The organism is Hymenobacter elongatus, from assembly GCF_004745955.1.
In the GTDB taxonomy this organism is placed as follows: Bacteria; Bacteroidota; Bacteroidia; order Cytophagales; family Hymenobacteraceae; genus Hymenobacter; species Hymenobacter elongatus.
In genome coordinates, this window is record NZ_SRLD01000035.1 from 1 (window position 1) to 21,417 (window position 21,417).

The 21,417-nt window shown below is 59.1% G+C and carries 16 protein-coding genes; 1 reads left to right on the plus strand and 15 read right to left on the minus strand.

Annotation, left to right across the window (positions count from 1 at the left end; genetic code table 11):
* Positions 1-289: 289 nt before the first annotated feature.
* Positions 290-2,716, minus strand: coding sequence for an efflux RND transporter permease subunit (locus E5J99_RS15890; RefSeq protein ID WP_135498802.1), 2,427 nt, complete (start codon positions 2,714-2,716; stop codon positions 290-292).
* A gap of 273 nt (positions 2,717-2,989) precedes the next feature.
* Complete coding sequence (locus tag E5J99_RS15895; protein WP_135498803.1) at positions 2,990-4,510, minus strand: glycine--tRNA ligase; 1,521 nt, start codon at positions 4,508-4,510, stop codon at positions 2,990-2,992.
* A gap of 286 nt (positions 4,511-4,796) precedes the next feature.
* Between E5J99_RS15895 and E5J99_RS15900 the strand changes: the two genes are divergently transcribed.
* A complete protein-coding gene (locus E5J99_RS15900) occupies positions 4,797-6,197 on the plus strand; it encodes an inorganic phosphate transporter (protein ID WP_135498804.1) in 1,401 nt (466 codons plus the stop codon).
* A gap of 198 nt (positions 6,198-6,395) precedes the next feature.
* Here the strand turns inward: E5J99_RS15900 and E5J99_RS15905 are convergent, their stop codons facing one another.
* From E5J99_RS15905 to E5J99_RS15965, 13 genes are all read right to left on the minus strand, one after another.
* Positions 6,396-6,881, minus strand: coding sequence for a hypothetical protein (locus E5J99_RS15905; RefSeq protein WP_135498805.1), 486 nt, complete (start codon positions 6,879-6,881; stop codon positions 6,396-6,398).
* Between the two features lie 76 nt (positions 6,882-6,957).
* Positions 6,958-7,449 carry a DUF4385 domain-containing protein gene (locus E5J99_RS15910; RefSeq protein ID WP_135498806.1) on the minus strand — a complete coding sequence of 164 codons (492 nt, stop codon included), beginning with the start codon at positions 7,447-7,449 and terminating at the stop codon, positions 6,958-6,960.
* A 1,284-nt stretch (positions 7,450-8,733) separates the two neighbouring features.
* On the minus strand, positions 8,734-10,374 hold the full coding sequence (locus tag E5J99_RS15915; RefSeq protein ID WP_135498807.1) for an Ig-like domain-containing domain: 1,641 nt from the start codon (positions 10,372-10,374) through the stop codon (positions 8,734-8,736).
* Positions 10,358-10,687, minus strand: coding sequence for a hypothetical protein (locus E5J99_RS15920; protein WP_135498808.1), 330 nt, complete (start codon positions 10,685-10,687; stop codon positions 10,358-10,360). Before E5J99_RS15920 ends, E5J99_RS15915 begins: the two co-directional genes overlap by 17 nt.
* 3 nt (positions 10,688-10,690) lie before the next feature.
* A complete protein-coding gene (locus E5J99_RS15925; RefSeq protein ID WP_135498809.1) occupies positions 10,691-11,584 on the minus strand; it encodes a class I SAM-dependent methyltransferase in 894 nt (297 codons plus the stop codon).
* A gap of 110 nt (positions 11,585-11,694) precedes the next feature.
* Complete coding sequence (gene mnmG / locus E5J99_RS15930; RefSeq protein WP_135498810.1) at positions 11,695-13,563, minus strand: tRNA uridine-5-carboxymethylaminomethyl(34) synthesis enzyme MnmG; 1,869 nt, start codon at positions 13,561-13,563, stop codon at positions 11,695-11,697.
* Positions 13,564-13,631: 68 nt separating this feature from the next.
* Entirely contained in the window at positions 13,632-14,174 is a 543-nt protein-coding gene (locus tag E5J99_RS15935) for an NADPH-dependent FMN reductase (RefSeq protein ID WP_135498811.1), read from the minus strand.
* Positions 14,175-14,300: 126 nt separating this feature from the next.
* The gene (locus tag E5J99_RS15940) at positions 14,301-15,029 is read right to left on the minus strand and encodes a GNAT family N-acetyltransferase (protein WP_135498812.1); all 729 of its coding nucleotides are present in this window, start codon (positions 15,027-15,029) and stop codon (positions 14,301-14,303) included.
* A 328-nt stretch (positions 15,030-15,357) separates the two neighbouring features.
* On the minus strand, positions 15,358-15,849 hold the full coding sequence (ybeY, locus tag E5J99_RS15945; protein ID WP_135498813.1) for an rRNA maturation RNase YbeY: 492 nt from the start codon (positions 15,847-15,849) through the stop codon (positions 15,358-15,360).
* Positions 15,846-16,304, minus strand: a complete 459-nt coding sequence (locus E5J99_RS15950) for an ATP-binding protein (protein ID WP_135498814.1) — start codon at positions 16,302-16,304, stop codon at positions 15,846-15,848. Before E5J99_RS15950 ends, ybeY begins: the two co-directional genes overlap by 4 nt.
* A gap of 40 nt (positions 16,305-16,344) precedes the next feature.
* Positions 16,345-19,767 carry a DUF4175 family protein gene (locus tag E5J99_RS15955; protein ID WP_245319045.1) on the minus strand — a complete coding sequence of 1,141 codons (3,423 nt, stop codon included), beginning with the start codon at positions 19,765-19,767 and terminating at the stop codon, positions 16,345-16,347.
* Positions 19,768-20,275: 508 nt separating this feature from the next.
* Complete coding sequence (locus E5J99_RS15960; RefSeq protein ID WP_135498815.1) at positions 20,276-20,497, minus strand: hypothetical protein; 222 nt, start codon at positions 20,495-20,497, stop codon at positions 20,276-20,278.
* Between the two features lie 160 nt (positions 20,498-20,657).
* Entirely contained in the window at positions 20,658-21,353 is a 696-nt protein-coding gene (locus E5J99_RS15965; RefSeq protein WP_135498816.1) for a DUF4369 domain-containing protein, read from the minus strand.
* Positions 21,354-21,417: the final 64 nt, after the last annotated feature.

Consider the following 21,417-nt stretch of genomic DNA (forward strand, 5'->3'; position numbering starts at 1 on the left):
CTATTTATGGGCCGAAACGCTTTTTGACAACTCGCCCAAGGACACCGTCCTGCTCAAAATCCCGCGCCACCAACTCCACATCTGGCAAGAGGCCCTGGCATGGGCCGCGTAGGGCTAAAGTCAAGCTTAGCCTCTAGTCGCCTCACCCCCTAGCCCCTCTCCGAAAAAGGAGAGGGGGACTAGAGCTAGAGGCAATGCTATAGAGGTAGAGGTAGAGTTTATTTTTAGAGCTAGTTCCCCCTCTCCTTTTCCGGAGAGGGGGCCAGGGGGTGAGGCGTCGGAGAGGGGGCTACGAATCCAGCTTTTTCTGCAGCGGGATGCGGCGCAGATTGATGTCCACGTCGTCGTCCTCTTCCTGGTAGGTGTCGTCGAAGTGCTGGACGAAGGATTTATCGATGTCCTCGTCCTTGCCGTGCTCGAAGGTAACGAGCAGGGAAGGCAGTAGAATCAGGTTGGAGAAGTTGGTGATGAGCAGCGAGGCCGACATGAGCAAACCCAGGGCCTTGGTGCCCCCGAATTCGGAGAAGGCAAACACCGAAAAGCCCAGAAACAGCACGATGCTGGTGTAAATCATGCTGGTGCCGGCTTCGCTGAGCGTGGTGCTGATGGCGGCCCGCACCCGGTGGCCGTTGGCGGCCATTTCCTGGCGGAACTTGGCCAGCAGATGAATGCTGTTGTCGCCGTCGATGCCCAGGGCAATGCTGAAAATGAGCGCCGTGCTGGGCTTGAGCGGAATGCCGAAGTAGCCCATCAGCCCGCCGGTAAGCACCAGCGTGACCAGATTGGGCAGCAGGGTGAAGAACACGGCCCGGATGCTGCGGAACAGAATCAGAACCACCAGCCCCACCAGCCCGAAGGCGATGAGCAGGCTTTCCTTGAGGCTGTTGATGAGGTACTCGTTGCCCTTGGTGAACAGAATGGTGGTGCCGGTGAGCTTCACGCTCATGCCCGTGCCGTTGAAAATCTGCTGGATTTGCGGCTGAATCTGGTTGGTGAGCAGCGTGTCGAGGTTGCGGGAGCCGATGTCGGCAATCTTCAGGGAGATGCGGGCCCGCTGGGCCGTGGAGTCGGTGAAGGAGCGGATCAGCTTGCTGTCCATGCCGCCGCCCTTGCCCTGGGAGTGGGCCAGGTAGCTCAGAATGAAGTTCTTCTCGGAGTTGTCGGGCAGGCGGTAGTACTCGGGGTTGTCGTTGTAGAACGCCTGGGTCGACGCCTTCAGGAACGTGACGATGCTGACGGGCGTGGTGAGCACCGGCTGGGTGCGCAGGTACTTCTCGAACCGGTCAATCTTCTCCAGGTTCTTGAGCTTCATGATGCCGCGCTTGGTGCCCGTATCCACCACGATTTCCAGGGGCATCACCCCGTTGAAGTGCTGCTCGAAGAACTTCAGGTCGGCATTCACCGAGCTGTCCTTGGGCAGGTCGTCGACCATGTACGACACCGACTTCACTTTCAGAATCCCCCCCACCGACAGCACCACCAGCGCCGCGGCTACCAGGTACACCGTGCCCCGGCGCTCGAGCACGAGGTGCTCGAAAAACTCCAGCAGCTTGGTCAACGGGGCGGCTTCGAGGTGTTCCAGCTGCCTGGGCGTGGGCGGCGGCAGGATGGTGAAGACGATGGGAATCAGAATGAACGAGACAATGAAGGCCACGAAGATATTGACCGTGGCCACCAGCCCGAACTGGTAGAGAATGGCAATGTTGGTGAAGCAGAACACCACGAAGCCGATGGCCGTGGTGGTGTTGTTCATCAGCGTCACCAGCCCGATCTTGCTGATTACCCGCGTCATGGCCAGCACCTGATTGCCCGATTTACGGTAGTCGTAGTGGTAGCGGGAAAGCAGGTAGGTGCAGTTGGGAATGCCGATAACGATGATAATGCTCGGTATCAGGCCCGTGAGCAGGTTGATTTTGTAGCCCAGCAGCACCATGGAGCCGATGCACCACGTCACCACGATGAGCACGATGAGCAGCGGAAACACCACCGCCGACCAGGTGCGGAAGAACATGAATAGGGTCACGGCCATCATGGCCACGGTCAGGGCCACGAACAGCTTCATTTCGGCGGCCACCTTGGTCGTCATCGTGGAGCGCACGTAGGGCAGGCCGGCGTAGTGCATCCGGATGCCGGTTTTCTGCTGAAACCGCTCGGCGTGGCCCAGAATCTCCTTCATCACGCCCTCGCGCCGGGAGGAGTTCAGGAACCTGGGGTCCATAGTCAAAGCCAGCAGCGTGGCTCCGGTGGTGGGCGAAATCAGCTGCCCCTTGTAGAACTCCTGCCGGTTCACGATACGCATCAGCGAGTCCAGCTCGGCCTGGGTCTGGGGAAACTGCCGGAAGATGGGGCTGGCCTTGAAACTCTGGTTGGCGGTGTCCTTTTCGAGCTTGATGAGCTTGGTCACCGACAGCACGCCGCTCACGCCCTCCACCTGGCCCAGCGTGTCGGTCAGGCTGCGCAGCTCGTTGAAGTTGCCCAGCTTGTACACGCTGCTGTCCTGCAATCCCAGCACGAATACGTTGCCGTCTTCGCCGAAGGTGCGCTTGAACTGCTGGAAATACACCATGTCCGGGTCATCCGGACTCACGACCTGGGCAAAATCGTAGGTCATTTCGACCTTCCGGGCGTGCCAGCCCATGAACACGGTAATAACGGCCAGGAGGAGCACCAGAATCCGCCGATTCTTAATCGTAAATAAGGCGAGTTTACTCCACATAGGCCGCTAAAATTTAGCAAAGGTAAGGAATGGCTTGCTGGTAGAATGGTGAGGACGCCAGCAGTGATACGTACGCCAAAATACGTCTGTCATCCTGAGCTTGCGAAGCACCTTCCTCACCTGCCCCAGCAAAGGCCTTTCAACGCACAAAGCCCCTTACACGACGGTAAAGGGCTTTGAACATTGGATAAGACGCGCCACTAAGGGGAGGAAGGTCCTTCACTCTGCTTCGCACGGTGGCCGGCAGATCAAGGACGCCAGCCGAAAAAGAGCCTACAGCTGCTCGAAAATGCGCGTGAAGCTCACGGCCTCGCCGATGTAGGCGCGCAGCTCCGAAATCGGCATGCGGGTCTGCTCGCGCGAGTCGCGGTGGCGCACCGTCACGGTGTTGTCCTCCAGCGTCTGGTGGTCGACGGCGATGCAGAAGGGCGTGCCGATGAGGTCCTGGCGGGTGTAGCGCGTGCCGATAGAGTCCTTTTCCTCGACTACCAGGCGGAAGTCGTGGCGCAGGCTGTTGTAGATTTCGTTGGCCTTCTCGGGCAGGCCATCCTTTTTCACCAGCGGGAAAATGGCGGCTTTCACCGGGGCCACGGCCGGGTGCAGGCGCAGCAGCTTGCGGGTTTTGGTTTTCTGCTCCTCCCCTTCGCCCTCCACGATGGTTTCTTCCTGAAACGCCTGGCAGAGCGTGGCCAGGAACAGCCGGTCGGCACCCACCGAGGTTTCCACCACGTAGGGCACGTAGTTGCCGTAGGGCTTGCCGGTTTCGGGGTTGAGGTCGTTGTCGAAGTAGTTCTGCTTTTTGCGGCTCAGCGTCTGGTGCTGGGTCAAATCGAAGTCGGAGCGGGAGTGGATGCCCTCGATTTCTTTGAAGCCGAAGGGGAATTCGTACTCGATATCCACGGCGGCTTTGGCGTAGTGGGCCAGCTTCTCGTGGTCGTGGAAACGGAGCTTGTCGGCGGGCAACCCCAGGGCCTCGTGCCAGCGGCGGCGCGTCTCTTTCCACTGCGTGTACCACTCGCCCTCGGTGCCGGGGCGCACGAAAAACTGCATTTCCATCTGCTCGAACTCCCGCATCCGGAAGATGAACTGGCGCGCCACAATCTCGTTGCGGAAGGCCTTGCCGATCTGGGCAATGCCGAACGGCACCTTCTGCCGCGCCGACTTCTGCACGTTCAGAAAGTTGACGAAGATGCCCTGCGCCGTTTCGGGGCGCAGATAAATCTGGCTCGAATCACCAGCCACGGCCCCGATCTGGGTCGAGAACATCAGGTTGAACTGGCGCACGTCGGTCCAGTTGCCGGTCTTGCTGACGGGGCAGGTGATTTTCTCGTCGATGATAAGCTGCTTCACGCCGGCCAGGTCTTCGGCGGTGAGCAGGCGGCCCATCTCGGCCAGCAGGGTTTCGGCCCGGGCCAGCTCGCCGCTCTTCTCGTACTCGGCGGCTTTGTCTTCGAGCAACACGTCGGCGCGGTAGCGCTTCTTGCTGTCGAGGTTGTCAATCATGGGGTCCGAAAAGCCGTCGATGTGGCCGGAGGCTTTCCAGGTGAGCGGGTGCATGAAAATGGCCGCGTCGATGCCCACTACGTTCTGGTTGAGCTGGGTCATGGCGCGCCACCAGAGCTGCTTAAGGTTATTTTTCAGCTCCACGCCCATCGGGCCGTAGTCATACACGGCGGCCAGACCGTCGTAAATTTCGGACGAGGGAAACACGAAACCATATTCCTTGGCGTGCGACACAATGTCGGCCAGGGTGCCTTCGGCCGTGGCGGCAGTCTTCTGTGGGGCGTTGCTCATAAATTCGGGAACTCAGTACTAGTAGAGGGGGCAAAAGTAGCAGAAAGCGTGGGAGCCCACGCAGAATGTAGGTCACGCAAACGCAGCAGCAACTGCCCGGCGGTTATTCTGAGGGGTTCAAGCTCAATCGATTGAGGCCAGTGCCAACCCCCAATCGGTTCCTGCGTTAAGCGCAAGCAACAGGGTGATATGTCACTTTGGCGTAACAATTTCATAATCTTGCCCCGCCTAAAGGTGCATCTACCTTTGAACGCATGAAAACCGATTTCTCATTAATCCCCCTTTTATGTTTGGCTTAGAGCCTCATGTGCTGCTACTGCTACTAGCCTGTCTGTTAGCAGCTTGCGCCTTCGAATTCGTCAACGGCTTCCACGATACGGCCAACGCCGTGGCTACCGTAATCTATACCAACGCCCTGCGGCCCTGGGTAGCCGTCGTCTGGTCGGCCTTCTGGAATTTCATCGGCGTGTTTGTCGGTGGCATCGGGGTGGCTATGGGCATCGTGTACCTGCTGCCCGTCGAAAGCCTCGTTGACCAAAACGTGTACCACGGCATTGCCATGGTGGGCGCGCTTATCATCGGGGCCATCATCTGGAACGTGGGCACGTGGTACTACGGACTACCGTCCTCTTCCTCCCACGCCCTGATTGGCTCCATTCTCGGGGTGGGCATTGCCTTCAGCTTTCTGCCCGACGCCCCCGACGCGGCCGTCAACTGGAGCAAAGCCGGCGAAACCGGCCTGGCCCTACTCATCGGCCCGCTGTTCGGCTTCTCGCTCACCATCGTCATGATGTTTCTGCTGAAGCGCTTTGTGGCCAACAAAACCATCTTCAAAGAGCCCCACAAGCGCAAGCCCCCACCGGTCTGGATCCGGCTCATCCTGATTGCGACCTGCACGCTGGTGAGCTTCTTTCACGGCTCCAACGATGGCCAGAAAGGAGTGGGGCTGATTATGCTCATCCTCATCGGCATCGTGCCCACCTTCTTTGCCCTCGACAACTCCAAGAACCCGCTGGATATGCGCGACTCCCTGCTCAAGATTGAGCAGGTGATGAGCCGGGTGAACCCTGCCGAGCTAAGCCCGGCCGACCAGAAGGCGCTGATCGAAATCAAAGCCCAGACCGACGGCCTCGACGCCATATTCGCCGGCAAAACCAGCCTGCAGGAGCTGCCCCAGGACGCCCGCTTCCAGATTCGGAAAGGCATTCTGCTGACGGCTAACCGCGCCAAGAAACTACTCGGCAGCGACAAAGTAAGCCTGAGCACTGCCGACCGTGCCACTTACGACCGCGCCATTACCAACATGCGCTCCTTCACCGATTATGCTCCCTCCTGGGTCTTGCTTATCGTGGCAGTATCCTTGGGCTTGGGCACGATGATCGGCTGGCAGCGCATCGTAACAACCATTGGCGAGCGTATCGGCAAAGAGCATCTGACCTACGCCCAAGGCGCATCGTCGGAGCTGGTAGCGGCCACCATGATTGGCATTTCTACCGCCTACGGTTTGCCCAGCAGCACCACCCACGTATTGTCGTCGGCCATTGCGGGCTCGATGGTGGCCAACCGCGGCATTAAGAACCTGAACCCCCAGATGGTACGCAATATTGCCCTGGCCTGGGTACTTACTCTCCCCGTCACAATGTTCTTGTCGGGCAGCTTATTTCTGCTGTTCAGAGCACTCATGTAAGTCGATCCTTCCTGGAATGATACAAAAAAGCCGACCTGGTATAGGTCGGCTTTTTTGTTGCGGGAAGTTTTCGTAAGGGCGTTAGCTGCTACTGGTATTTACCAAACGCCCCGTATTTATCCACTAAAACTTCGGGCTATTAGATAGTTATCAACTTATCCACAGGCAATTTCCGTTGTTTTGTGGATAACTCCGTGGTTACGAAGGCCATTGCACTTCCAGGTCTTCGCTGATGAAGACGCCGAAATTAACAAACTGGAGCTGGTCTTCATCAAAGTAAAGATCAATCATCTCCTTCTCATAAGACAGCCGGGTTTCGCCCGTGTCCATGTGCTCTACCTCCGTCGACTCGAGACCATTCTGGCGCATGATGTCCTGAATTTCCTGCACGCTTTTGCCATGAATAGGCTGGCCGAAAATGCGCAGGGCAGGGTGGTCGGTTTCGATGCAGCTCAGGCGGTAGTCGTCTTCGCGGTCGAAGTACAGCGAGTAGCCTTCCTCCAGATAATTCCAGGCCTGGTGCTCAAACTCATCGTCGTCTTCCGATTCCTCAATTTCTTCCGGCTCTCCCATCAGGGCCCGTACTTCGTCCTGGGTAGCGCCGAATTTCAGCGGCCCCATGCCGGTTCCCAGAATGATTTCGTTTTCCTCGGTGCTGGTGGGTTGTGGTTGTGACGTTTGCATAGCTGGTTCTGTTCGGTGGTTGGGTGTGTGAACTCGGTGCTGTTGAATTCCAGCTTTAAAGGTAGGTATTCACGACTCACTTGCCGTAGCGGGCCTCAAATTCGGCCCGCTGCCGCACGTAGTCGGGGTGGCGCTTGGCCTCGTCCCATTTGGCCTTGAAGATGGCCGCAGCGGCCGCCTTTTCCGGGTCTTCGGGGGTGCGGGGCAGCTCGGCCCGGCCGTGAGCTCCACTCTGGCCCTTCTTATCGGCGGGCACCGGGCCGTCGTACTTCTTGCCGCCGCGGTGGTTGGCGTAGCGCCGCGCCCGGGTGAAGCCCATCTGGATGAACTTGCGGGCCATATCGGCCCCCACAAAATCTTCAGCCCGCAGATAGTCCAGAAACAGCCGGTATATCTGCTCCGACGACTCCTGGGCCACCTCCGGCGTGCGGAAGCGCCAGTGCGGCAAAATCTCCGACTTATAGGGCTCTACCAATAGCACGCCCTGCTCGCCCTTGCCCACGCGGTATAGCTCGGGGTGCCGGCGAAAGTCGGTGATCTTGAAGTCCAGGTCGTAGTCGAACGGCATGAGCGAGCAGCTTGAAAATCTACATACGGCTAAATCGGGGGGTCAGACCAGCTTATCCACTTTTCCACTTCCCATCCTGTGGAAAAGTGGATAACCAATGTTTATAATAACCTGATCATCAAATTCTTATTCACTTAATCTGCTGGCTTATAGCCGCGCCGGCTTCCTAGGGCATGTAGAAAGTAATCGAAAAAGCAGGCCTGAATGCATGTTGAACGTCATGCTGAGCATTCTGCGCATCAAGCAGCGAACGAAGAATCTCGCGTGTGGTCGTTGGATGACTACTCCTACGGCAGCACGCGAGATGTCTCGTGTTGCTCGACAGGACGTTCTTTTTTCTTCCTGTCCACACAGCCTAGAAGAGTACAGCCGAACAGTTCCTATTCACCTCGCCGCCCCTGGGTTTACCCGACGAAGGCCAGGCCAGCGGGCTGTGGCGAAAGACCATTCTTCCTCAACTGGTTTTTCCTTTTTGGAAACCACCCGAGCTTATCCACAGGGTTAATAACTTTTGAATTAAATTTTTAAAAGATTTCTCTTTGTCCCCACTCGTTGGGGGTGTGCATAAGTGGATAAGAAAATATAGTTATACACAGGGCTGATAACTTGTGCAAAACACAACGCTTATACACCGTCTATCAACAGGGTGTGTGGATAGTAAAAGCATGTATTGTAATAGCTTACAAGAATTATTCACAATCCACGAGGTTATCCACGAATCCACAATCCACAGGGTTTGGCCAGTGTGGATTAGGGTGTTTTTGGTGGGAAGTTATCCACCCTTATCCACCACGCCGGTGTGGACAAGCGCCCCTGTGCTGGCGTCAGCGTGGGCAAATAAACTTGTCCGCAACTTGTCCACGGGTTATCCCCAGGTTTCCCTGGCATTATCCACAGGTTACCCCAGGTTTACCGACCTGACCAGTGCAGCTGTGGAAAAAAATGTGGAAAGCCCGTAGCTGCCTGATCCTGAAAGCCCCCCATGTGGATAGCTGCTGAGCCCGGCCAAACCGGTGCTGCTAAGCAAGGAAAAAGCCCGAAATGCCGACCGAGCTCCGCCCGATGAGAGGAACCCTTATTTTGGGGTGCCGGAAGCGGCAACTAGACGCGGTCTTACGCACTGGAGCTGTTCGCTTAGTTGTCTGTTGCGGCAATGTGTTTACCGGAAAGCCGACCACAGCTTGGGTAGAGCTGCCAGCACAAGACCCCGCTCTACAGTAAAAGCCCCGGGCTCCGGCTGCACGTAGCAGCCGGAGCCCGGGGCTTGTGAGGAAACCACGAAGGTTAGAATACCAGCTTTAGGTCTTCTACTTCCCAGTTGGCCCGCACTTGAATCGGAGCGGGAGCCAGATACACGGGCTCGGCGGGAACAATGAGCTTGGGGTCGCCGCCGCGCCAGGTGCCGTCGGCATCGGCGTCGATGAGGACCCGCAGGCGGTAGTTGCCCGGGGTCAGGTTATCGAAGCGGAAGGTATTTTTAGGGCTTTCCAGAAAGGCGACTACCTGACTTGTGGCATTGAGCAGCTGCACCTGGTAGCGGGTGTAGCGGGTTTGCACCACCCCGGCCACGCTGCCCACCGCCGACTGTTCGCTAACCGGCAGCTGGAGGGCCCGCAGCCCCAGCCGCTGCCCGGTGATGGTAGTCACAGCCGTTGAATCGAGCAGGATGCTGACCGTCTTCTTCGCTTTCGTGTTCAGGGTGATGGTCAGCTGGGTCCGGTCGGGGCTCAGCGTCGCTTCCTGAGGCACCCGAATCGGCTTGCGGGTAGTCGAGTCTTCCAGCAGCGTACCAATGGGCTGCTTGGTAAACGGCCGCAGGGGCTCGGCAAACAGAAATTTGACCTGGCCCTGGCGGTACACGTCCCGAGGGTTTCCTTCTACCGAATACAGTGCCGCCCGCCGCGCAGTGCCGGTGATGGTGCCCGGGAATTTCACGTTGATAGTGTCGCGGCCGGTGTTGCCGAGGCTGTCGGTGGCGGCCAGCACGTAGCGGCCTTCTGCCAGCGCCGGCGTGCGGAAAAGCGTGACGCTGCGGCCCCGGTCGCCGAGCAGCACGGCTTCGTTGAGCGCATTGGGCGCACTAGCGGTGACAGGCGGCGCACCCAGGGCCGCCAGCGTGGCCTGGCGTAGTCCTTCGTTGAAGGAAATTTTGAACTGTGTGGGTGCACTCTGCTGGCTGGAAATAATAGGCCGGCGGGCATCGGGCCGCACCAGCACGAGCCGCAGCGAGTCGAGGCCGGGCCGCACCGTAATGGGCTCGGGCAGGTAGCCGATCTGCTCGCCTTCTTCGTAGCGGCCGCTCTGGTTTTTGTCGGCCAGGGCAAATAGGCGGTAGCGGCCTACTTTCAGACTCTTCAGGAAAAATGCCCCGGCCTTGTCGGCGCGGGCCAGGTAGTAGGGCTTGCCCCGCCGGATGGTGAGTGTATCGGCCGCCGGATAGAGCACCACTGATACCTCGGCGGCCGGCTCCCCGCTGAGCAGGCTCGTAACCGTGCCGCGTACGGAACCCGAGTCGAGCTGGGCCCCCGTGCTGAAGGTGACGGCGACATTCTGAGCGGGCAGGTTTTCGGTGATGTCCGTTACGGCCTCGCGGAAGTTGAAGGTGTAGGTGGTATTGGCCTGAAAAGGCTTTTCGAAGATGAGCGAAATGGCGTCGCGCTCCTCTTTCACCTTGTACTTGTCGTCATCGCCCAGCACGGGAGCTACAATCAGGTTCTTCACCAGGTCTTTCACCTGCACCGCTTCCGAGAACTCCAGCCGGATTACCTGCTGCCGCACGTTGCGCGCGCCCTGCACCGGCGACGTACCGGTGAGCTTCGGCGGCGTCGTGTCGCGTGGGCCGCCTTCGGGCGAGCTTACGGAAGCGCAGCCACTGAAAACAGCCCCGGCGGTCAGCAAAAAAAGCAGGTTAGCGCGAACGGACATTATACAGGAGAAGCGTGGTGACGGTGAGAACAGCAATGGCAACGGCTATACGCAGGCTGGTTTTGCGCGTGGGCTTGTCGGCGTCGTCTACGGTGGGCTGCCAGGCCAGCGCCGGTGCCGCAACCACCGAATCGGGCCGGAGTATCGGTTTAGTGGTATCGGGCAGCATAACGAAGGCCGGCCGGTGTAGCGTGTGGGCCGAAGCGTTCAGGAGGGGCCGGAAGCCCGCCGCCTCCCCTCCCCTATCGGCGGCCGTAGCGCCGAAGCCGGGCAGTAGCAACCCAATGGTGAGCAGGAGCAGCCCGGCACGCATAGCTCAGCGCTTGTGCGCCACGTAAATAACGCTCGAATAGAGTCCTTCGTGTTCTTCGGCGTACTTATTGGACTTGTAGCCCGCTTTGAGCACGTTCAGCAATCCGCCGCCCCGCTCGGCCCGGTGCTTCTCGCTGAGCATGCTCACGTAGTAGGCATCCAGGGGCAGCGGCAGGGTTTCGGGCACCGTGAGCTTGTGCTTTTTGAGCAGCAGCTTCATGGTTTTGGGGCTGAAATGATACAAATGCCGCGGCACGTCGTAGGCAGCCCAGTCCTGGCGGTAGTGCTGGGCGTCGAGGCTGTCCACGTTGGGCACGGCGATGATGAGCACGCCGTCGGGCTTCAGCAGACGCACGAGCTGTTGCAGCGTTTCGTTCAGCGTATGCACGTGTTCGAGTACGTGCCAAAGCGTAATGGCATCGAAGGAGCCCGTTGCGAACGTCACCAAACTCTCGTTGCCGATGGGCTGGCCCACGCGCTCCGTCGCCTCCTGCCGGGCGCGGGCATTAGGCTCTACGCCCGCCACTTGCCAGTTATCGGAGCGGCAGGCCGTCAGAAAATGCCCGGTGCCGCAGCCGTAATCCAGGATTTTGCCTTTGCGCGGTGCCAGCTTGTTGACCAACGCCACCTTGCGGCGCATGGTGAAAAACCGCGCAACTTTATAGGCTTGGTTGATAACGCCGGTAGCCGTGCTGTTGTGCGACACGTAGTCGTCGGACTCGTAGTAGCGCCCGATGGCCTCGACGTCGGGGCGCGGGTTGGTAAACTGAAAGGTGCAATTCTGACACTGCACGATGGCAAAGCTTTCCTTGCTGACGGACTTGTCTTCTACGACCAGCTTGTTGCGAAACTCGCTTTTGCCGCAGACCGGGCAATTATCCAGACGTTCGTAAGACACGCTTTTTTGAATTTAGAAGTAAGAAGTGAGAACTCAGAGCTCAGAAGCCGGAGGGAGCAGCAACTGCTTTTCCGTCCTTAACTTCTGAATTCTGAGTTCCCACGTCTCAATTATCGGCCAAGGTACACCATCAGCACCGAAATATCGGCCGGCGAGACGCCACTGATGCGGGCCGCTTGCCCAATGGTTTCGGGCTGCACCTTCAGCAGCTTCTCGCGGGCTTCGTGCGAAAGAGCCGGCATCTGCTGGTAGTCGAGGCGGCCCTGAATCACGAAGTTCTCCAGCTCGGCTACGCGGGCGGCCTGCTGGTTTTCCTTCTCGATGTAGGACTCGTACTTGATAGTAATAATAGCCTGTTCGAGGCTGTCGGGCTGGTACTGGCCCAGGGCCAGCGTCAGGGCGGGTAGGGTACGCGTGAGGTGCTCCAGCTCCACATTGGGGCGGCGCAGCAGGTTCACGGCGCGGGTCCGCTCGTGAATGGTAGCCGTGCCGAGCTCTTCCAGCAGGCCGTTGATTTCGGCGGGCTCGATGGCGAAAGACTTCAGCAGCTCCACCACTTCGGCTGTTTCCTGCTGCTTGCGCTGCACCCGCGTCATGCGCCCCTCCGAGGCCAGGCCCAGGGCGTGGCCCAGCGGCGTGAGGCGCAGGTCGGCATTGTCCTGGCGCAGCAGAATGCGGTACTCGGCGCGCGAGGTGAACATGCGGTAGGGCTCGTCGGTGCCTTTATTCACCAGGTCATCAATGAGCACGCCGATGTAGGCTTCGCTCCGCTTCAGAATGAACGGCTCTTTGCCATGCACCTTGTTGTGGGCATTGATACCAGCCATCAGGCCCTGGCAAGCGGCTTCCTCGTAGCCCGTGGTGCCGTTGATCTGGCCGGCGAAATACAGGTTTTTCACCCGCTTGGTTTCCAGCGTCAGGCCCAGCTGGGTGGGCGGGAAGAAGTCGTATTCGATGGCGTAGCCGGGGCGGAACATCTTCGCGTTTTCGAAGCCCACGATTTTGCGCAGGGCGCGGTACTGCACGTCTTCGGGCAGCGAGGAGCTGAAGCCGTTGATGTACATTTCCACGGTGCTGCTGCCCTCGGGCTCCACAAAAATCTGGTGGCGGTCCTTGTCGGCAAAGCGGTTGATTTTGTCTTCCACACTCGGGCAATAGCGCGGCCCCAGGCCCTTGATACGGCCCTGGAACATCGGCGACTTCTCGAAGCCCTCCTTAAGGATTTCGTGGACTTCGGGGTTAGTGTAGGTGATGTAGCACGGCCGCTGCTTCACCAGCGCGGGCGTGTCGAGGTAGCTGAACTTGCTCGGCATTTCGTCGCCGGCCTGCTCTTCCATTTTGGAATAGTCGAGGCTGCGGCCGTCCACGCGGGGCGGAGTACCGGTTTTCATGCGGCCCGTTTCGAAGCCCAGCGCCAGCAGCTGCTCCGTGATACCGGTGCTTTTCTTCTCCGCCGCGCGGCCGCCGCCGAAGTTCTTCTCGCCGATATGAATCAGGCCGTTGAGGAAAGTACCATTGGTCAGCACCACCGACTTACCCCGAAACTCGATGCCGAGCTGGGTCGTGACGCCCACCACCGTATCGTTTTCCACCACGATGCCCGTCACGGCTTCCTGCCAGAAATCCACGTTCGGGGTTTGCTCCAGCGTCATGCGCCATTCCTCGGCGAAGCGCATCCGGTCACTTTGCGCCCGGGGGCTCCACATGGCGGGGCCTTTCGAGCGGTTCAGCATCCGAAACTGAATCATCGTCTTGTCGGTGATGATGCCGCTCTGGCCGCCCAGCGCGTCTACCTCGCGCACGATCTGGCCCTTGGCCACCCCGCCCATGGCCGGATTGCACGACATCTGGGCAATGGTGTTCATGTTCATGGTCACCAGCAGCACCTTAGAGCCCAGGTTGGCGGCGGCGGCGGCGGCTTCGCACCCGGCGTGGCCGGCTCCTACTACAATGACATCGTATTCTTCTTGCTGAAACATGGCAGCGGGGGTTGAAAGCTAAGCACTGTCCGGATGAACAGCGGGAAAGAGGATAGAGTGCCGGTGGGTTAGGAAGTCGCTGCTGCAGTGGCCTGAGTGCGCTGGTAGACCAGGGCCAATGCGGCCCGCAACGGCTCGGCCAGCGCGGCATCCGACCCGATAGCCGTTTCGGTGAGGCCGCGCCCGGCTATGGGCAAGGTCGGCGACGCGGCTGGTAGCACCTCGGCCCCCATGGTCGTTAAAATCTCGATCAGCGACGCCTGGGCGTGCGTAGCCCGGGGTGAAGTATTGAACAGCGCAACAGGCTTGCCGGCCAACTCGCCGCTGCTCACCACCCAGTCCAGCGCATTTTTGAGCACGCCCGGCACTCCATGCGCATACTCCGGACTGGAAATCAGCACCGCCGAGCACTGCTGCAGAGCAGCCCGGAAAGCCAGCACCGCTTCGGCTACCTGCGGGCCATCGAGGTCCGGATTGAAGTGAGGCAAGTCGTTTAGTCCTTCGTACACGGTCGTTTGTGCGCCGCCCGGCGTCAGGGCCGCCAAGCTGCGCACCACTACCGAGTTGGTGGAAGCAGAGCGCAGACTACCGGAAATTGCGAGAAAGAGCATGCAAGGAGAGCTGGATAAAAGAAAAGCCGCTCGTTTGGGCGAGTGGCTTTTTTGAAAGCAAATACGCAACGTGCTCAGAACGTGCGCAAAGATAAGCAGGAATCCTGTTTTTGCGCAGCAGCCCATTCACTCCCCAGTTTCCTCTTCCAGGTCCTCCGCCTGCCAATCGGCCAGCAGCTCAGCCGATTGCCGCGCTACATCGGCCCAGGAAAACGGAAGCCACCGGCCGCTGCGGCAGTCGAAGGCTTCCGTTGCGGCCGGGCAGGGGAATAGCTTGTAGTCGAATTTGGGATAGTTGTGCACCACATAGCCGGGGTAATAGTAGCGGTGCTGCTGGCGTCGGGCATGCTCTATTTTGAGCAGCATCAGGTATTTGCCCAGGCTGTGCTTGCGGTAGTCGGGATGGTAGAAGTTCATAATCCCGGCCAGGCTGCGCGCCCCGCTGTCGAAAATACCGGCCGCAACCAGCCGGCTCCCATCCCGCACTTCGATTACGGTAGTGCGAAAGGCGTTATGCTCGGCCCCGGCCAGTAGAAACGACTCCACGCTGGGCGGCGCATCGAAGGTGATGGAACTGAGGTAGGCCGCGTACAGCTCTTCCAGCTCCTGGGTCAGGTGGAAAGGCCGGAACTCCACCGCAAATCGTTTGCTGAGGCGCAACAGCCGGCGTTGCTCGGGGCCGTAGTGCACATCGGCCAGCACCAGGCGCAGCCAATGCACGGTGTACAGGCCTTCGTCGATGGGCAGGAAGCGGCAGGTGAATAAGTCCTGATGCATCCGGTAGTAGCCCTGGCTCAGGTAAAAATCCAGTGCTGGCCCAGGCAGTATAAGGTTATGAGTAGGCGTGGCGGACATGGAGTGCTAAGAGAAACATCAACGGTCGGTGGAAAGCAGAACGTCATTCCGAGCGCAGCCGAGGAATGACGTTCTGCACAACAACACTTTTTGGTCTGGCTAAGAAGCTGTTCGAGTTAGAAAGAAAATTCTGAAACGGTCATGCTGAGCGCAGTCGAAGCATCTCTCCCGCTTCGTTGCACTGCTCAAACGAAGCGGGAGAGATGCTTCGACTGCGCTCAGCATGACCGTTTTTAATAACTCAAACAGCTTCTAAGAAACAAAAAACGCCCGCAGTCGTGCGGGCGTTTCTATAAAAGTAAGGCTGGAAAAGCCGGCTGGCGGCAAGTTAAAACGTACGCAGCGAGAGGCAATAGTCCTCCTTCTTGCGCATGGCCGTCTGGCTCAGCAGGTCTTTGTCGGCGTAGCCTAGCAGGTGCAGCACACCGTGAATCATCACGCGGTGCAGCTCATCATGGAACGGAACTCCCAGCTGCGTGGCATTTTCCCGCACCCTATCTACGCTGATAAAGATGTCGCCCTCAATGATATCGGCGTCGTCGGCGTTGTCGAAGGTGATGACGTCGGTGTACGTGTCGTGGTCGAGGTACTCGACGTTGACACGGTGCAGATAGTCGTCGGAGCAGAAAATATAAGTGAGCTGCACGATTTTGTGCTCGTGCACCTCGGCGATACGCTCAATCCAGGACGTGAGGGCTTCGGCCTCGGCCAATTCAAACACGACATCCTCTACCAGAAACTCGATGCCGTGCGACTCGTGCGAGTCTTCGGGCAGGCCGCTGGTCAGGTCATCTTCCGTTCCGGGAGGGTGCTGGTTCATGCCGCGTGGTCGGAGGAAATGGTATCGGTTTCGGAAGACTCGTCGGTTTCGACGGGCGCGAGCATAAAGGTGAGCTGCACATTGCGGCCTTCCTTAGTGAACTCAACTTCATCGGCCAGGTGCCGGATGAGGAAGATACCACGACCCCCGGGGTTTTCCAGGTTTTCGGGCGCGGTGGGATCGAGCAAGTCGGTGAAATCGAAACCATCGCCTTCGTCCTCGACCTCAAACGTTACCCGGTCTTTGTCCACGTAGAGCGACAGATATACGTTGCGGTCCTTGTCGAACTTGTTGCCGTGGCGAATGGCATTGTTCACGGCCTCCGTCACGGCGACCATGATATTGCCATAAATATCATCCTCGATGTGGAAAGTATCCTTAGAGTTGTCGATAAAGCTTTCTACAACACGGATATTCTCAACGAGCGAAGGAATCTGAATTTTAACCTGTTTCATAGGTATGTAAAGCGAGCAGAGCGGTAAAATTAGCGGAAGACTATTTCATTTTCTGAAAATATTCACTCACCTCGCGCTGATAGTACGGTGTGAGGGCCGGCGGAGTGGTCCGCAGCAGCTCCGTTTGTCGATTTTTCTGCTGCTTATACTTGTCGAAAGCGGGCGGAAATACCGGTGGGCGGCTCTGAGCGGTTTGGGCTTCGCGCTTGTCATCCTGGTCCCGCTCCCGCGCCGATTTCTCGACTTCCAGCAAACGGGTCATGATTTGGCGCTGACGCAGCACAGTCTGCTCCGTTAGCCGCTTGTTTACGAGGTCGGTTTCGGTTTGTTCCATTAATTTCTTCAGCTCGCCGGTGCCGCCCGCGCCGTTTTGGCCCTTGCCTTCCTTGCTGCCCTGCTGCAGTTTGTCGAGCTCTTTGAGGGCTTCACGGAGCATCTGCTGCTGTGCGGCCAGCTTTGCCAACTCCTCGGAAAGCGCCCGCCCAGTCTTGCCGCTCTGCTGCAGCTGCTGAATCTGCTGGTTGAGCTGCTGCTGCATCTTGCCCATCTGACCCTCGCCGGGCGAGCTGCCTTTTTTCTTCTTTTTGCCGCCGGGCTTGCCGCCGCTCTGCTTGCTTTGCTGCCCTTCGCGCTGCTGCTGCTGCAGTTGCTGCAAGGCGTCGTTGAGCATCAGGGCCAGGTTGTTCATGCTGGTCATGGCGAGCTGCTGGCTGTTGGTGGCCCGGCCCACGTTGCGCTGCCGAATCTGGTTGAGCGACTCGTCCATCTGGCCGTTCATCTCCCCTACTTCGCGGGTCACGAAACTCTGAATCTGAAACACCTTTTTGGCCAACGCATACAGGGAGTCCTGGATGATGGCCGCGTCGTCGCGCAGCTTGCGCTGCTGCTGGCCGAGCTGCACAAAGCGCGGGTCGGTCTGGTCGACCTGGCGAAACTGCTTCATCAGATTTTCCTCGTCGAAGCTGAGCGTAATCAGGTTGTCGAGGATGTCGCGCAGGTCGTCGATGTTCTGCTGCTGCTGCTCATCCTGGTCCTCTTCCTGCTGCTGCTTCATCTTCTGGGCCATCTGCTGCATCTTCTGGGCGGCCTGCTTCTGGCTCTCGCTGGCTTTCTTATTCTGGTTTTTGGCGAGCTCCTCCTGGCTTTCCTGCTGCTGCTGGTCCACGTCCTGCTGGTCCTGCTTCATGTCGTCGGCCCCATTCTGGTTGTCGAGCTGCTCGTCCATCTTCTTAAGGTCTTCCAGGTCTTTTTTTACATCCTGAAACTCCTGCTTCTTTTCGGCTTGCTCCTGCTTCAGCTGTTCCTGCTTTTGCTGCTGCTCCTGTTTCGAGTCGCCTTTTTGCTGGTTATCCTTGTCGTTTTTCTCGGTTTGCTCGGCCAGCTTTTCCTGTTCTTTGGCCAGCTGCTCCAGCTTCTCGGTCGCCTGCTCCTGCTTCTGCTCAAACTGCAGCTGCTTGAACATCTCCAGGGCGCGCTCCAACTCTTTCTGCAGCGTATTTTCCTTGTTTTCGAGCTGCTGCAGCATTTTCTGGAGCTGGGTGTCGGGTGCTTTCTGCTCCTCCAGCAGTTTGCGCAGCTGGTCGTAGAGCTTTTTGGTTTCGGGGTCGAGCAGCGTATCCATCAGCTTTTTCAGCTCCTCGGCCTTCTCCCGCAGCTCCTCGCTCTTGGGGTCCAGCTGGTCGTGCTTCTGGGTCAGCTCCTCAAACAGCTTCTTCATGTCGGCAATCTGCTGGTCCATCTGCTGCTTCTGCTCCAGCATGTCCTGCAGCTGCTTTTTATCCTGGAAGTTCAGGTTGCGCTTGGTCTTGAGCTTGTCCTCGGTCTTGGCCATCTCGCGCTCCAGCTTTTTCGACTTCTCCGCCGCCTGGCTCAGCTGGCTTTGCACCGACTGCGACTGGGCATTCATCTGCTCGCGCAACTCCGTTTTGGAGGGCAGCCGAAATTCCGCCGCCCGCGTCCGCGTCGATTTTGGCCCATGTACGCCGTCATTATCCCATACTTGCAGGAAGTACTCTACCCGGTCGCCGGGCTTCAGATTCAGCGGTGCCAGGTCCCACTGGTAGGCGTAACTCTGGGCCGGGCCGCTTTGCAGGGCTAGGGAGCGGGTTTTGTAGTCGCCATTAGGCCGCGCTTTGGAGGTCACGCGGTAGTGCAACTGCAAGCGGCTCAGACCGTAGTCGTCGCGCACGGCCCCGCCCAGGGCCAGGTAGCGCAGCGAGGTAGTATCGGCGAAGCTCTCCACCGTAATTTCCGGCACCAGGTCCGGAATAGCGGTAATCTGGTACTGAATCGGGTCCCGGTTGAGGCTGGCCGCGTTGCGCAGCCGCACGGCATATTCCTGGCTCCGCAAGATGCGGCGCGACGCTTCAAAATCCTCTCCCGCCGCGGTAGCCGTCACGGTTTCGGTAGGATTGGTGAAGAGTAGCTGCAACTCGTCGGTGGCGGCCGTCGCAAATTCCCAGCGTACGGTGCTGCCTTCGGGCACAGTCAGGTTGCCGGAGTTGCGGATGGCCTCGGCGGGCTTGCCGATATAGGCCGGATAGGTAACGTAGACGGCAAAATCGCGCAGGTTGGGCCGCTCCCGCACCAGCAAGTCGTAGTCGGGAGAGGTGAAGCCGGCCGCGGCCAGCTGAAACTCCACGTCGCGCTGCACCTGCCGGAACTCATAGGTGTAGCGGTTGCCGCTGGCTTTGGTCAGCCGCCGCTGCCGGCCCCCATACACGATGTTGATTTCGTTGGGCAGCACGTCGCCTTCCACCGTCACGGCCAGCTTGAAATCCTCGTTTTTGAAGGCTTTGAGGTCTTTGTTCTCTACCACGAACCGAAACGGCGCCGGGGGCGCGTAAGCGCGGCGGTAGTTGAAAATACGCTCGGTGCCCTGCACAAACAAGGCCGGGTACAGCAGCAGCAGCAGCAGCATAACGCCCGCCGGCACAGCTACATACTTCCACAGCGGCCGGCTTTGGGCTTTAATGTTGATACCCCGCGAGAACTCCAGGCCCGTAAGCTGCCCGGCGCGCTGCTCCAAGCTGGCCGCCACCAGCGCATTTTCGCGAGCCTGGCCCTGCAGCTGCAACGCGTTCAGCAGCTTATCCTGCACCTGCGGAAACAGCTCCCCGATGCGCTGCGCGGCTTGCTCGTCGCTGAGCAGGCGGCGCAGGTTGGTCAGGGCGGCCAGCGGCTGCCAGATCCAGCGCACGAAGGCGTAGAGGGTGAGGCCCAGAAAGCCGAACAGCAGCCCGCCCCGCACCCAGGTCGGCAGGTACAGAAAATATTCGAGGGCGTTGAATACCAGAAACAGCGTGAGCAGCAGGCCGCCTGCCACCAGCGCGCCACGCACCAGCAGGTTCAGATAAAACTTGCGCTTAAAGGCATTCAGCTGCGCCAAGACCTGCTCCAGGGCCGGCGCATTGGTAGTCATTATAGGCACGAATTCTTGGTCCAATACACGAAAAGAGCCCATAAGTGGCTCCGGGAAAGATACGGATTAAAGCGGCGAAGGCTGCACGCCTCTTCCCTGCCTCCAACGACAACTGGCCGGGGGTAAATTGTTCCGCCGGAAAAGGTTGGCCGGCCCCCGACCTTTTTCGGTAGTCCCACAGAGTTCAGCGGAAGCGTCCTAACTTTTCACGGGTGCCCGGCAGAGTTCTTCGGATGCACCCGCATCTTTTCACGAGGGCTGCATACCAGGGTGGCGGCGGGCCTACGATCCGTCAGAATGGTATAGCGCCGCAGCTTTGCGGCTACTCGTTGAACGATGCACGACGGACGCGGCCGACGAGCCGCAGGAATGCGTCGCGGCTACCGTTGTTCTAAGTAGCTATCCGAATAGGAAAAAAAGAACGGTCAAGCTCATCTGGCGTCCGCTTGTCGAAGCATCTCTACCGCAGGAGTAACCCTGATTAGTTGCGCAGTAAAGCTGCTTCGACAAGCGGACGCCAGATGAGCTTGACGGCCTGTTCGAATAGGCTTTAAAAGACGTTTCCCAGGTTAAAAGCCACCCCGCAGGCACCGTCGGCCCCGAGGCCGTAGTCGATGGAGAGGTTGGTGCGCGGCACCTTGTTCGGGTTCGGCCGCAGGCCTTCCCCCGCGGCGGGCACTACCTGGTCGGGCTGGGTGGCCAGGGTGCCGGAAGCCAAGTGCAGATTCTCCGGTACGGTCTGGGCATTGCCGAATACTACGCCGCCCAGCAAGTGGTTGCCGGTGGTGCCGAAGCGGTACCCGGCCTCGGCGCGGAGCAGGCTTTTGCCCCAGCAACGGCCCGTAATGACCAGCTTAGCGCGGTTTCGGGGTCAATGGCTAGTAGCGCGAACTACACAGTTCGCGCTACTAGCCATTGGCCCCGAAACCGCGCTAGTTGCCCTTTTGGGTGGCCTGCCGCAGGATTTCCTGGCCCAGCGTCGACTGCTGCCAGACTGGCGTTAGCAGGGCGTACATCTCCAGGTAGTCACGTCGGGTGAGGTAGTCGCTCAGGGTGCAGAAGGTGGGTAGCGCCGCCCCCGTGGCCGAATCATGGTAGCGGCTGACGTAGGCCTTGAGCAGCCGGACGCGCTGCTGCTGCTGCGCCCGCAACGCCGCTGTCTGGGCATCGGCGGCGGCCCGGTCGTTTTTGGCGAGCAGCGCCTGTCGCAACCGGTCAATCTGGTGGCAGCGGTGGCCGAGCTGCCGGTCTTCCTGCAGCCACGCTTTCCACTGCTGGTCGATGAGGGAGCCACGCACCCGCACGCTGTCGTACTCCGGCTGACTGCCCTCCACGGTGAGGTGCTGGTTGTCCAGCAGGATGTCGGTCATTTTTCGGCTGGCCTGGCCCCGGCCGGCGTGCAGGTACACGAAAACCGGCTCGGGCAGCTGGCCCGTCAGGGTAAACTGCCCCGCCCGCACGGTGGCCGAGTCGATAAACTTCCGTCGGCTGCCGTCAATCAGATACATTCGGGTGCCGTCCGCTAGGCCGTTGATGCGGCCCACAATACGGTACGCGGAGTTTTGGGCCCGGCCCGTGCCGGCTGGCAAAAGCAATGCACAGAGCAGAAATAGTCGGAGAGTATGCATTGGGGCTGGGGTAAGCCGGGGCGGGCCCGGGCCAAAAAGATAAGGGTTTTCACCGGGGGCTGGC